10 protein-coding genes are annotated in these 12,760 nt (G+C 70.6%); 4 read left to right on the top strand and 6 right to left on the bottom strand.

All coding sequences use genetic code 11. The features are described 5' to 3' along the window. Window positions 1–37: 37 nt before the first annotated feature. The 4 genes from IPK71_28305 to IPK71_28290 all read right to left on the bottom strand — a co-directional run bounded on the left by IPK71_28305 (window position 38) and on the right by IPK71_28290 (window position 6,064). Window positions 38–1,216: a DUF2236 domain-containing protein gene (locus tag IPK71_28305; GenBank protein ID MBK8217647.1), complete on the bottom strand. Its 1,179-nt coding sequence runs from the start codon at window positions 1,214–1,216 to the stop codon at window positions 38–40. A gap of 45 nt (window positions 1,217–1,261) precedes the next feature. Next, a complete protein-coding gene (locus IPK71_28300) occupies window positions 1,262–4,195 on the bottom strand; it encodes a protein kinase (GenBank protein ID MBK8217646.1) in 2,934 nt (977 codons plus the stop codon). 115 nt (window positions 4,196–4,310) lie between these two features. Further along, the gene (locus IPK71_28295; GenBank protein MBK8217645.1) at window positions 4,311–5,465 is read right to left on the bottom strand and encodes a metallophosphoesterase; all 1,155 of its coding nucleotides are present in this window, start codon (window positions 5,463–5,465) and stop codon (window positions 4,311–4,313) included. A 161-nt stretch (window positions 5,466–5,626) separates the two neighbouring features. Further along, window positions 5,627–6,064, bottom strand: coding sequence for an EVE domain-containing protein (locus IPK71_28290; GenBank protein ID MBK8217644.1), 438 nt, complete (start codon window positions 6,062–6,064; stop codon window positions 5,627–5,629). A gap of 69 nt (window positions 6,065–6,133) precedes the next feature. Here IPK71_28290 and IPK71_28285 point away from each other — a divergent pair, with 69 nt between their 5' ends. Further along, on the top strand, window positions 6,134–6,760 hold the full coding sequence (locus IPK71_28285) for a deoxynucleoside kinase (GenBank protein MBK8217643.1): 627 nt from the start codon (window positions 6,134–6,136) through the stop codon (window positions 6,758–6,760). A 51-nt stretch (window positions 6,761–6,811) separates the two neighbouring features. After that, on the top strand, window positions 6,812–7,105 hold the full coding sequence (locus IPK71_28280; GenBank protein MBK8217642.1) for a hypothetical protein: 294 nt from the start codon (window positions 6,812–6,814) through the stop codon (window positions 7,103–7,105). On the opposite strand, the gene IPK71_28275 is transcribed toward IPK71_28280, so the two are convergent. Continuing rightward, on the bottom strand, window positions 7,106–7,792 hold the full coding sequence (locus tag IPK71_28275; GenBank protein MBK8217641.1) for a hypothetical protein: 687 nt from the start codon (window positions 7,790–7,792) through the stop codon (window positions 7,106–7,108). Then, complete coding sequence (locus tag IPK71_28270; protein MBK8217640.1) at window positions 7,789–9,585, bottom strand: phosphoenolpyruvate carboxykinase (GTP); 1,797 nt, start codon at window positions 9,583–9,585, stop codon at window positions 7,789–7,791. The genes IPK71_28275 and IPK71_28270 overlap by 4 nt, the downstream gene beginning before the upstream one ends. Before the next feature lie 174 nt (window positions 9,586–9,759). Here IPK71_28270 and IPK71_28265 point away from each other — a divergent pair, with 174 nt between their 5' ends. After that, window positions 9,760–10,512, top strand: a complete 753-nt coding sequence (locus tag IPK71_28265; protein ID MBK8217639.1) for a hypothetical protein — start codon at window positions 9,760–9,762, stop codon at window positions 10,510–10,512. 167 nt (window positions 10,513–10,679) lie between these two features. Further along, window positions 10,680–12,629: a sel1 repeat family protein gene (locus IPK71_28260; protein ID MBK8217638.1), complete on the top strand. Its 1,950-nt coding sequence runs from the start codon at window positions 10,680–10,682 to the stop codon at window positions 12,627–12,629. The last annotated feature ends 131 nt before the right edge of the window (window positions 12,630–12,760 follow it).

Below are 12,760 nucleotides of genomic sequence, written 5' to 3'. Positions count from 1 at the left end.
GAGGTGCGGCGTTCGTGACGTGGGGCGGTCGATTCTTCTAGGCGTGCACGGCGACGCGGCCGAGCCCGCTCGGGGGCTCGAATTTCGCGGGGCTTCCCTCGAGGCTCCGCTCGACGACCTTGTCCCAGTAGCGCGCGCCCGCGGCCTCGGCGTGGGCACGCGCTTCGGGGAGGTGGGCGAGCACGGTGTCGCGCACGCGGGTGAGGCCACGGAGGATCGGGAAGACGTGCCGCACGGCGCGGCGCTCGAGGCCGAGGTCGTCGGCGAGCGGGTCTCCGAGGAGGAGCCTCGTGAGCGCGGTGCCGAACGCGACGCGGAGGGGGGCGAGGCGGCGCTCCGCGGGGGATGCGGCGACCTCGAGGGGCACTCGGAGCAGGGCCCTCGTGAGCGCGCGCGCGTCGTCGTCGGGGGGCTCTTGGGTCTCGGCGATGAGCTCGGCGAGCGCGAACGCGTCGGACTCGCACGTCGGCAAGATCTCCTCGTCGACGCCCATGAGCCTCCCGATGACCCGCCAGAGGTGGAGGTAGTCGTCCGCCTCGGCGCGAGGGATCGTGGCGCCGAGGGTACGCAGGCCATCGAGGACGGCGATCGAGAAGAGCAGCGTCGTGCCGGCCATGTCGTGCTGGTTGATGGGGCGCCCCCACGAGGCCTCGTCCCACGTGCCGGAGCGCTCGATCATGGCTCGCACCTGCGCGTGCATGTACCGGACCTTGAGCGTGATTTGGTACCCATCGGCGCCGACGTCGAGGCCGCGCGGCTCGGAGATCGCCTGGACGAACCGGCCGGTCTCGGCGAGCCGACGTGGCGCCTGCGCCTCGAGCCGCCCCGACAGGACGAGCGGTTTGTTGCCGGCCGGCGACATGTACCCGAGCACGAGGGAGCGCCCGCCGAGCACGGCGCCGGCGAGCGGCCCGTAGCGCAAAAAGAGCCGGCGGCCTCGTTCGAGCCGAACCGGATCGACCCACGCGGGAACACGCTCGGTCTCGCCGAAGAACGCACGGAACGACGCGGGCGCCTCTGGGATGCTCGCGACGCCGTCGCGTGCCGCGCGCGTGAACAGGGAAAAACCAGCCCCGCGGGGCATCGTGAGCGCGTCGGCGACGACCGCGTCGGCGAGGGGATCGCCGCGGAGCAAGAACGGCGCGAGGCGATCGGCGCGTTCACCGAACCGCGCCCGCGCGGCCTCGAGGTTCACGTAGCGAGAGGGAATGCTCACGCCGTCATCGTACGCCGCCCCGAGGGCTTACGCGATCGCCGCGGGCTACGGCCGAGGTACCACGAACGGAACGAAGAACTCGTACGAGACGGCCACGGATGGCCCCTCGAAGGCGCCCATGTCGGCCTGCCGGAGCACCTCGATCACACACGCGCCCTCGGGCGTGTTCCGGTACGGCGGGCCGAGCGTCACCTCGCTCACCTTGCCGTCGTGACCGAACTTGAGCGTGGCGCCGCCCGTTCCCCACAAGCCCTTCTTTTCGCCGCGGCACGAGGCGACCTCTTTGGCGACGCGGTCGATGGCGGCCTTGGCGGCGCGAGGTTTGAAGTGAGCCTGGGCGGGCGCGCCGGCGGAGCTCGACGTGGTGGGCTCGGGCGCGGCGGCGCTCGGCATGGGCTGGAGGGTCAGGGCGGGCTCGGGTGCGGCGCTCGGCTCGGTGCGACCTGGGGTCGCCGGGTGGGGCTTCGGGTCGGTCGGGCTCGGGCCCTTTCGACCGACCCCGAGGATGAACGCGACCACGAGGAGCCCTACGGCCGCGCTCGCGAACGCCCCGAGGGCCATCGGCCCGAAGAGACCCGAGCGCTTCGCCTTGGGGCGCTCGGAGCTGGAGAGCGCCGAGGTGCTGTCGTCCGAGGGTTTCGACGGGGCCGCGGCGCTTGCGCTCGTGTCTCCCGCGCCGTCGCGGGCGCTCGCTTCGGCTTGGCGACGGATCTCTTCGGCGAGCGCGCGCGCGTCGTCGTTGGCGAGGGAGAGGGCCGCGGCCTTCTCGCGGGCGTTGGCGGCCACCTTGGCCGTCTCGTCGTCGTGCGGGCTCTTCGGGAGGATCGGCTCTTCCGCGGCCCGCGCGCGACCGGTGGCGACGGCGGGAAGAGCGGGACTCCCGGCGGGTCGCGCGGGCTCGGCCTCGGCTTGACCGGACGCCCCCGCGTCGTGACCGGACGGCGGGGCCGCTTTGCCGGAGCCGGGGAGGGCTTGAGCGGCTTCGGGGAGGGTCTGAGCGGGCAGGCCGTCGAACGAGGGCAGCCGAGCGGCGGGGATCTTGGGGGCGCTCGACGAACGTTCCAGGGCCTCGAGCGGTGACGGGGCCGGGACCGTCGGGAGCTCGTTCCGCTTGGCCGGCGAGGCCTCGGCCTGCGGTTTGACAGGGGCGCGGCGTAGCGACGCCGGCGGCCGGGAGGAGCTCCGTCGGGCAAACGGCGGTGGCGCCGAGCTCCGTCGAAGGACGAGACCTTCACGCTCGAGGGGCCGCTCCGCTGGCCGCGGTGGCAAGGGGGGAGGCTTCGGGGCGGCGGGCGCGGCCACCGCGGCCTCCTCGGGGCGCGACGGGCTCTTCGCGGGCTTCGGCGCGGCGCGCAGCTCGGCGTCGAGATCGCCTCGTGACACCCGCGTCGTCGACGCGTCGTCGGTCTCGACCCGAGGCGCCTCGGGGGTCGACCCGTCCCGGGTCTGCGCCACGGGTGGGGCCTTCGCTACCCGAGCCTCCGCCGCGGGGCTCGGGGCCGTCTCGGGTGCTCGGGCGGCCTCGGGTGGTGCGGGTGCGGGCGCGGGGTTCGTCTGTGCGGGGGCGGCTGGGGGAGCGGGCTCCTCGGTCTCCGCGTCGGCCGAGAAGAACGGGGGGGGCAGCAGCGACGTCGCGTGGCTCGCGTCATCGGCGAGGTCGGCGAGCGCGGCCTCGGGCGCCACCTCGGTGGGGCTCGGCGAGCGCGGCGCCCGTGGCGCTTCGGCGGTGGTGACGGCCGGGCGCGGGGGGGCCGCGGCGACCGGTTTTGTCGCGGGGCTCTTCGGTGGCTCGGCCTTCTCGGGGGCGGTGATCACGGCGTCCCAGTCGAGGTCGAGGTCGTCGGTCGAGTCCCCGAAGACGCCTCCCGTGACACTCGGCTGGGGCGGTGGCGGGAGCGAGAACCCCTCGGGGACCACGAGCCGCTCGGCCTCGGCTCTGACGGCCGGGACGTCGGCGCGGGACTTCCGACCGAGCGCGCGGAGCTTCTGCGTGACGAGCCGACCTCGGGCCCGCTTGGGGTTCTCGAGCGCGGGGCGAAGGACGAGCGTGCCCTCGCGTGCCGCGGCCTCGACGAGGGCCGCCCAAAAGGACCCCGCGTCGCTCGGGCGACGTGCCGGCTCGAGCGAGAGCGCACGTTCGAGCACGCGCGCGACGTCCTCGGGGAGGTCGAGCCCCATCGCCTTCGCGGTGGGGCGTGCCGCCGGATCGAGGACCTTCAGCATGGCCTTCGGCACGTCGGGCTCGTCGACCACGGGGCGGTCGGCGAGCACCTCGAGGACGAGGAGCGCGAGCGTGTACACGTCGGCCTGGGGGCCGGGGTCACCGAGGGTGCGCACGAGCTGCTCGGGCGCCGCGTACGCCGGCTCGAGGACACGCGCGCGCGGGGCGAGGGTCTCGCTCGCTTGGTCGACCGCGCGCCCGACGCCAAAATCGAGGATCTTCGAGCGGGTGACCCCCTCGGACACGGCCAAGAACACGTTGCTCGGCCGGAGCGCGTGATGAACGACGGCGCGACCGTGGGCGTACGCGAGGCCCTCGGCGACGTGCTCGAGCAGCCGGATCGCGTCGGCGAGAGAGCGCCGTGGGAGGGTCTTCCCGGCGGCGAGCTCCGCGCGACGGCCCGCGAGCATGCGCGCGAGGGACTCGCCCTCGAACCACTCCCGGACCATGTACGGCACGGTGGCCCCGGTGCGCGGCGCGAGCGTGCTGCCGCTGGCGAGCGTCTGGGCGATCGTGAGGCTGCCGCGGCCGAGCTCGTAGTGGAGCCGGCTCCCCTCGAGGAAGCTCTCCACGATCGGGCGCGAAAAGTCCGTGTCGAGCGTCTGTGGGAGCGCGAGGCACTTGATGGCGACGGGCGAGCCCACCTGGACGTGGTGGCCCCGGTAGACGACGCTGAGCCCGCCCTCTCCGGCGACGGAGTCGACGCAGAAGTGGTCGCCGAGCACGTCGCCGACCAGGTCGAGGGGATCGTCGGCCATGGGCGGGCGATTGTCACAAACAATGCCCCGTGGCAAAAGGGCAATCGCGTCGCGCACTTCCGACCGAAGAGTGGGCGGGGGTGGGCGAGGTGGGCGAGCGCCCCTCGAGGGTGGCTTAGGCCAAAAGCTCGATGTGGGTGATTTCGGCCGGGGCGCCGACCCGCATCGGGGGGCCCCAGTAGCCGGTGCCGCGGCTCACGTACACCTGGGTGTTTTCGTGCTGGTAGAGCCCGGCGACGAAGGGTTGCTGCAGCTTGACGGCCTGGTTCCAGGGGACCATCTGCCCGCCGTGGGTGTGGCCGGAGAGCACGAGCGAGACGCCGTGCCGAGCCGCCTCGAGGGCCGTGCGTGGCTGGTGGGCGAGCAGCACCAAAGGGAGGCTCGGATCGTGCCCCGCGATGGCCTTCGGCACGTCTTGGCCGTGCCCGTTCCCGAACGCGCGGGCGCCGAAGTCGTCGACCCCGGCGAGCACGAAGCCCCCTTCGCCTCCGAGGACCACGTGCTCGTTCCGGAGCACGCGTACGCCGAGCGTGCCGAGGTGGGCAATCCACGCGTCGGCGCCGGAGTAGTACTCGTGGTTGCCCGTGACGAAGAAGACGCCGTCTTTGGCGCGGAGATCGGCGAGGGGCGCCACGTGATCCCGGAGCTCCTCGACGCTGCCGTCGACGAGATCTCCGGTGATGACCACGGCGTCCGGCGAGAGGGCGTTCACCTGGTCCACGACCCTTCGGACGAACGCGCGATCGATCGTGGGCCCGACGTGCACGTCGGTGAGCTGCACGATGCGGTACCCCGGGCGACCGAGCCCGGAGAGGCGCACCCGCACACGCTCGATCGTGTGGCCCGAGAGCACGCTCGCGAGGCCGCTCGACGACAGCCCCACTCCCGCGAACGCCGCGGCGCCTCCGAGCACACGGGACACGAACTGTCGCCGCGAAGGGTCGCGGAGAGACGGCGCCGCGTGGCCGGCGAGGTGGACGCCGAGGCGGAGCACGTCCGTCGCGAGCACGGAGAGGACCAGGAAGAAGAAGAGGCCGAGCCACACGTAGACGAACCACGACAGCGGCGCGACGAAGGCCCGCGGGCCGCGCGCGAACGCGAGCCCGAGGACGAGCAGCACGGGCATCCCTCCGAGCCACGCCTTGCCCGCGCGGGCCCACCGCACGGAGAGCGCCGTGTCGCGGACGAGGCGCACGTAGAGGTAATAGTGCCCGCCGCCGAGCACCGCGGTCATGACGAAGAGGAAGACGGCGATTCGGCCGAAGGACATGGAGGGGCGTCTCTTTGGTGGCTCGGGCGTGTCGCCTGGTTGGCGCGCTCTACGAAGCTACGATGCCTTCGCGCGAGCGCCGTGCCGCGCCTCGGTAAACTTGTGCAAACCTCGGGTAAGATTGGTGTTTTTGGCGCCGAGCCGAAGCCCGCGAGGCAGGCTCAGCGCTTCTTGGCCGGGAGAGGCGTGCGCGCGAGCTCGAGCACGAGGCGGAGCTCTTCGGCCGTGACCTTCGTCACGCTGATGCGCGAGCGGCGAACGACGGCCATGTCTTTCAGGACAGGGTGCGCCTTCAGCGTGGCGAGCGTCACCGGGGCCACGAGCTTCTTCACCGGCTCGACGTCGACCACGCTCCAGTCTTCGTCCGTCGTCGGGTCGGGGTAGGCTTCTTTGGCGACCCGCGCGAGGCCGACGATCTCTTTGCCTTCGTTCGAGTGATAATAGAGAAGAAGGTCGCCCTTCTTCATGGCGCGGAGGTTGTTTCTCGCCTCGAAATTTCGAACGCCGTCCCAGAACGTGCGCCCGTCGGCGACGAGCTTCTCCCACGCGTAGACCGAGGGCTCGCTCTTCACGAGCCACGCCGATTGGCTGTCGACCATGGGCCGAGGCTACCCGTATTCTCACGGGATGGCTGCGACGATCTCGAGGTGCGTGCGCCGGGGGCGAAGGTGAGCCCTCGCCGAAAGTACGTGGCCGTGGCCGGGACGATCGGCGCGGGAAAGACGTCGCTCACGGCGTGGCTCGTGAAGCGCTACGGGTTCCGTCCGTTCTACGAGCCGAACGACGAGAACCCCTACCTCGCCGACTTCTACGCCGACATGAAGGCGTACGCCTTGCGGAGCCAGCTCTTCTTTTTGGCCCACAAAACGAAGCTCCACCAAGAGCTCGATCGCGCCGCGTCCCACGGTCCGGTGGTGATCGATCGCACCATCTACGAGGACGCCGAGATCTTCGCGAAGAACCTCCACCGGCAGAAGATCCTGGATGATCGAGACTTCGGTGTATACCGCACGCTCTACGAGAGCCTCCGGGACTCGCTCCGTCCCCCCGATCTGCTCGTGGCGCTCACGTGCTCTCTCAAGGCGACCAAGCGGCGCATCGCCACACGAGGCCGCGCCATGGAGGCCGAGATCCCCGATGCGTACCTGCGGCGGCTCCACAAGCTCTACGAAGAGTGGTTCGAGAGCTACACGCTCTCTCCCGTCGTGCGGATCGACACGACCGAGCTCGACTACGTCGAGAACCTGGTCGACCTCATCGAGCTGCAGAACACGATCGACCGCGCGCTCGGGTAGGCGCGGCGAGAAGTTGGTCGCGCGGCCCGATTTCGCGCACGCTGTGACGTGATGTCTCTCGCCGACGCCGATGCCCCCCCTTCGTCTCTCGAGCGCGACGCGGCCGACGCGGAGAGGGTGCGGCTCCTCGCCGTGGTGCGCCGGGCCATCGCGCTCGTGCGGGCGTACCGCGCCGAAGAGGGGCAGGCGGGGGGACCACGCGAGAGCGCGTGCCTCGTGACGGTTCGCGACGCGCGCGCGGCGCTGTCGAAGCTGCGGGCCGCGAGCTCCCCTCCGTTCGCCGCGGGCCCGGGCCTCGCCAAAGGAGCGCCCGTTCCCGCTCGTGGCGAACGTAAAAGCTCGTAACTACTGCTGTTTTTCGCGTTTTAGTAGGGCCGAGACCTCGGCGCACATGGGCGCCGAGCTCACCGTGCCGGCCGTGGTGCAGGCGTCGACGACGTGGGCCGCGAGGCACGAGCCGATCTGCGCCATCGGACGATCCCCGCCGTTTTTGGCGCACGCGAGCGCGCCGAAGCAGTCTTTCGTGCCAGCGAAGCAGGCGGCCACGACGGCCTGCTCGCCGAGCTTCCACGGCGTGAAGCGGCGGAGCACCGAGTCGCAGAGGGTCTCGCCGTCTTGGCCGGCGCACGCGGTGACGCACATGCCTCGCGCGTCTTGGATGGCTCGGCTCGGGGCGACCGTCCTCGCGACCTCGAGCTTGCAGTCGGCGCCGCACATGGCCCGCGTGCGGCAGAGCATGTACTTGTCGACGGCCTCTTTCGTCCAGACCTCCTCGAGGCAGGCGCGCTCTCCCAAGCACACCTTGTCGAGGATGGGCTCGTTCTCCTTGGAGATGCCGGCGCAGGCCTTCTCGTGCTCGCGCCGCTGGGTGCAGGCCTCGGCGTCCGGGAGGGGCGCGCCGACGAGAGAGAGAGGGGGAGGCTTCGGGGCCGCGGGGGGAGGGGGCTCCCCGCCGCAGGCCGCGAGCGCGAGCGCGACGCCGAGAGAGGCCGCGACGAGGCGACCTCCCCCAAGTGCGCGCGTGGGTGTCACGAGCGTCCGGCGGCCTCGACCGCCTCGATGCGCGCGAGGAGGAGATCGCGGTGGAGCTTCAGGGCCTTCGGCATCGTGTCGCCGATGGTGCCGAAGAACTCGTCGAGCGAGGTGAGCTCGCTCTTCCACTCGGCGAGGTCGATGTTCGTCGCCTCGTCGACCTGCTCGCTCGGGATGTGGAGGCCCGAGAGATCGAGATCCCCCGCCTTGGGCACCCAGCCGAAGAGGGTCTCTTGGCCGCCGACACGGAGGCGCGCGCGGTCGACGATCCACTTGAGGACGCGCATGTTCTCGCCGAAGCCCGGCCAGAGGAACTTGCCGTCTTTGCTCTTCCGGAACCAGTTGACCATGAAGATCTTCGGCGGGTTCGTGATGCTCGACTGCATCGAGAGCCAGTGCTGGAAGTACTCGCCCATGTTGTAGCCGCAGAAGGGCAGCATCGCGAACGGGTCGCGGCGAACGACGCCGACCTTGCCCGTGGCCGCGGCCGTCGTCTCGGAGCCCATGGTCGCGCCGAAGAAGACGCCGTTCAGCCAGTTGAAGGCTTGCATGACGAGCGGCACGGTGGTGGCGCGGCGGCCGCCGAAGATGATGGCCGAGATCGGCACGCCGGCGGGATCGTCGTAGAACTTCGACAGGGCGGGGTTGTTCGTGGCCGGGGCGGTGAAGCGCGAGTTCGGGTGCGCGGCCTTCTCGGTGGACTTGGACGTCCACGGGTTGCCCTTCCAGTCGATGAGATCGGGCGGGATCGGGCCGTCTTTGCCCTCCCACCAGACGTCGCCGTCGGGGGTCTTCGCGACGTTCGTGAAGATGGTGTCACGCGAGACCGACTTGAGCGCGTTCGGGTTCGACTCGTGGCTCGTGCCGGGCGCGACGCCGAAGTATCCGGCCTCGGGGTTCACGGCGTAGAGGCGACCGTCCTCGCCGACGCGCATCCACGCGATGTCGTCGCCCACCGTCCAGATTTTCCAGCCCTTGAAGCGCTTGGGCGGGATCATCATGGCGAAGTTCGTCTTGCCGCAGGCGCTCGGGAAGGCGGCGGCGACGTACGTCATCTCGCCCTCGGGGCTCTCGACGCCGAGGATGAGCATGTGCTCCGCGAGCCAGCCCTCTTTGCGACCGAGGTAGCTGCCGATGCGGAGGGCGAGGCACTTCTTGCCGAGGAGGACGTTGCCGCCGTACCCGGAGCCGACGCTCCAGATCGTGTTGTCCTGCGGGAAGTGGCAGATGAAGCGGCGCTCGGGGTTCACGTCGAGCGTGCAGTGGAGGCCGCGGTTGAAGTCGTTCGAGTCGCCCAGCATGGTGAGCGCCTGCGTGCCCATGCGCGTCATGATGCGCATGTTGAGTGCAACATACACGCTGTCGGTGAGCTCGACGCCGACCTTGCTCATGGGCGAGCCGATCGGGCCCATGACGTACGGGATGACGTACATCGTGCGGCCCTTCATCGAGCCGTCGAAGAGCTTGCCGAGCTTCTCGTAGCCCTCGGCGGGCGCCATCCAGTTGTTGGTGGGGCCGGCCTCTTCTTTGGTGGGCGTGCAGATGAACGTGAGGTGCTCGACACGTGCGACGTCGTTCGGGTTCGAGCGGTGCAGGTAGCAGCCGGGGAGCTTCTCGTGGTTCAGCGGCTCGAGGATGCCGGCTTTCACGGCGTGCTCGGTGAACCGCACCTTCTCTTCCTCCGAGCCGTCGCACCACACGATGTGGTCGGGCTTCGTGAGCTGGGCCATTTCTTTGACCCATGCGAGGAGGTGGGCGTTCTTGGTGGGCGGGGTGTCGGAAGGTGCGCTCATGGGAGGCTTCCGGAATACCGCATGTCGGGCCGGTGTGCATCGCCCGCGCGCGCCTTCGACGGGCCTCGCGGCACCTTTTTTCGGTGCCAACGCCGCCCCGCATGACAGGCACGCGACATGGATGCATGCTTCTTGAAGCCAATGAAAGCGAACGCCCCGGGTCTCACGCAAAGGATGCGCGATCGCGTACGCAACTACGACACTCTCGCATGCGTTGCGATCGGCGGCGTGGCCCTCGCGCTCTCGGGTTGCAGTGGACCGCCGCCGGCGCCGAAGTCGCAGATCGTCGCCGCCGCACCTCCGCGTGACGACGGGGGCGCAGCGAAAGGGGGCACGGGCGGCAGCGAGCACGCCGCGGCCCTCGAGCAGCTCAAGACGAGCGACGTGACCGCCCCGTGGAAAGATCGTCAGTCGTCGTTGCGTGTGCCCCTGCCCGACGCGAAGACGTGGGTGCGCGTGAAGTTCTGGGGGGTGCCGAGCCTCGTCGGGTTCCGCTACGGCAAACAACACCACGCCGTGGTCGGCGCGTTCACGACGCACGTCGAGGACAACACCGTGCCCGGCGCGTGCACGAAGTCGTTCGAGGCGTGGGCCGCGCCCTGGCTCGAGACGTTCGAGGTCGAGCTCGAGCGCAGCCCGCCCGAAGCCGTGGCGTGGCGCCCGTCGGCGAACGACACGGAGGCGCCGCGCATCGTCGAGATCGAGTCGGTCTTCGCCAAGACGGCCACGATCCTCGCGCGCGACAGCTACGCCGGGGCGTACGCGGCCTACCCGGTCTGGGGCAAGACCACGTGCCTCATCGTCGGCATGGCCGCCCCGTCGCGAGGCGAGGACGCGCGCGCCAAAGCCGTGCGTGACCGCTTCATCAAAGAGGTGCTGCCGAAGGTCGAGGTGCTCTCGCCCATCGAGCCGAAAGAGCGCTACTGACGGGGCTGTAGGCCGAGGTGGGACCCTCGCGCCCAATGCGCGACGAACCCGACGGCGCGGCGACGAATAGGCTGGAAGCTGGCGCTTTTCGCCCGGTACCTTCGGCGACACTCATGAAAAGTGTCCTCCGTACGTCCTCCTTCGCTCTGTCCGTTCCACTCCTCGCGTTGGCCTCCACGGCATGCGGGCCCGGCGCCGTCGGCGAGGCCGTGCGGCCCCAGACGCCGTCGGCCGCGAACGCCATCCAGTCCGACACCGCGGATACGCCCCTCTCGTGCCGCCCCGGCTCGTACGCCGAGCCGCTCGTGGTCGATCTCTCGGCGTCGTCCCGCGTCGACTTCGAGGCCGCGATGGACAGCGGCGTGGCGCTCGTCCACTACGATTGCAAGGCCGTGCGCCTCGTCAAGGATTGCCGCCTCGCGGGCGACTACAAGTTCGCGGGCGTGAGCCGAAAAGAAGAGGTCATCCACCTCGACAGTCAAGACGAGATCAAGGCGAACCTCGCGTTCTCGCCCGTCGCCAAGGGCACCGTGGAAGCGAACCGCGCGGCCGCGCTCGACGTCGCGTACGTGCTCGTCGGCAAGCGCACGACGCCCGCGCTCGTGAGCAAGGGCGCCCTCGAGGGGAGCCAGTGCGGCGAGGTGACCCACTACGTGCGTGCGGCCTCGGTCGGCGCGTTCGCCGTGCAGACGTCGACCAAAGGGCGGGTCGCGGCCGCGGCCGACGTGTTCGGCTCGAGCGGCTCGGGCTCGTCCGGGAGCGTCAAACAAAACGCGAAAAAGGACGGAAATCCGAAGGCTTGCGAAGAGTCGAAGCCGGGCGCAGAGCAGCCCCCGGGCGAGTGCCGTTCGGCCATCCGGTTCGAGCTCGTGCCCGTGACCGAGAAGGTCGCGACCAAGAAGGGTGACGACAAGGCGCCCGACCCGAAGCACCCCGCGAAGGGCGCGCCCGCGAAGCCCGAGACGAAGCCCGACAAGGGGGACGCGCTCGTGATCGACGACCCGTGCCCCGAGGGGTACGGGCTCGTGGGCGGCAAGTGCGCGAAGAAGGTCGAGGGCGCTGCGGTCGCGCACCTCTGCGCCCCGAAGGACGTCGCCGATTGCGAGGCGCAGTGCACCGCCGGCCACATGGGGAGCTGCCACAACCTCGCGACGCTCGCCTTCGCGAACTACGGCAAGGACGTGTCGAACGCGCAGAACGTCAAGGACGAGACCCGCGCCGTCGAGCTTTGGAAGAAGGCGTGCGACGCGAACGTCATGGAGGCGTGCAACCAGTACGGTGACGCGCGCGCCACGAAGACGGGCACCTTCCCGGCCGACCCTGCGGCGGCCGACGCGGCGTACACCAAGGCGTGCGACGGCGGCAACTCGGAGGCCTGCTACACGAAGGGCGACCGGCTCATCACGGGCGCGGAGGGCGTGAAGAAGGACCCCGTGGCGGGCTTCGCGCTGCTCGGCCGCTCCTGCCGCCTCGGCCGGAGCTGGGCGTGCCGCGAGATGGCCGAGTACCTCTTCGAGGGCTCGAACGGCATCCCGAAGCTGCCCGCCAACGGAGACAAGCTCCTGTCGGCCTTCTGCGCCCAAGGCGACATGACGGCCTGCGACGATCTCGGCCTGCACCTCCTCGGCTTGTACGACGACGACGACAAGCCGGAGCGCCCCAACACCGATATCCCCAACGCGAAGGTGCGTGGTCGCGGCTACCTCGAGAAGGTGTGCAAGTCGACCTCGGCCAAGGGCCCGCGCGCGTGCGTGGTGCTCGGCCGCGTGCTCGCCGAGGACAACGATGCGAAGGGGCGCGCGCTGCTCACCGAGCGGTGCGACAAGTCCGGTAGCGGCGACGCCTGCCACTTCCTCGGTCGCTCCTACTGGGACGGCAAGGGCGGCCCGGCCGACAAGGCCAAGGCCGTCGAGCTCCTCCTCAAGTCGAAGGACGACGACGCCATGACCCGCGCCGGCATCGCGCTCATGAAGGGCGACGGCGTGAAGAAGGACGCGGCCCGCGGCAAGCAGATCCTCGACAAGCTCTGCAAGGACGAGGAGCACAAGCCGGCGTGCGAGGCCGTCGGCGGCGCCACGACGAAGCCCGCCGCTCCGGCTCCGGCGAAGAAGAAGTAGGTCCATCGACCGAACATGAACGTCGGCCCGGCCCTCGCGGCGCGGGCCGACGCGCGTTTCGAAACGCGGCGCGCGAGGCGTGCGGCACACGGCACCCCTCCCGGGAGAGCACCGGGCCTACGCGGACCCGG

Source organism: Myxococcales bacterium, assembly GCA_016712525.1.
Lineage (GTDB): Bacteria > Myxococcota_A > Polyangia > Polyangiales > Polyangiaceae > JAAFHV01.
Note: the sequence above shows the minus strand (reverse complement) of the source record. Positions and strands in the feature narration are given on the sequence as shown.

Excerpts from the sequence above, each read along its gene's own strand:
- IPK71_28300 (MBK8217646.1), bottom strand. The coding sequence starts at position 4,195 with ATGGCCGACGATCCCCTCGACCTGGTCGGCGACGTGCTCGGCGACCAC.
- IPK71_28295 (MBK8217645.1), bottom strand. The coding sequence starts at position 5,465 with ATGTCCTTCGGCCGAATCGCCGTCTTCCTCTTCGTCATGACCGCGGTG.
- IPK71_28290 (MBK8217644.1), bottom strand. The coding sequence starts at position 6,064 with ATGGTCGACAGCCAATCGGCGTGGCTCGTGAAGAGCGAGCCCTCGGTC.
- IPK71_28280 (MBK8217642.1), top strand. The coding sequence starts at position 6,812 with ATGTCTCTCGCCGACGCCGATGCCCCCCCTTCGTCTCTCGAGCGCGAC.
- IPK71_28270 (MBK8217640.1), bottom strand. The coding sequence starts at position 9,585 with ATGAGCGCACCTTCCGACACCCCGCCCACCAAGAACGCCCACCTCCTC.
- IPK71_28265 (MBK8217639.1), top strand. The coding sequence starts at position 9,760 with ATGCGCGATCGCGTACGCAACTACGACACTCTCGCATGCGTTGCGATC.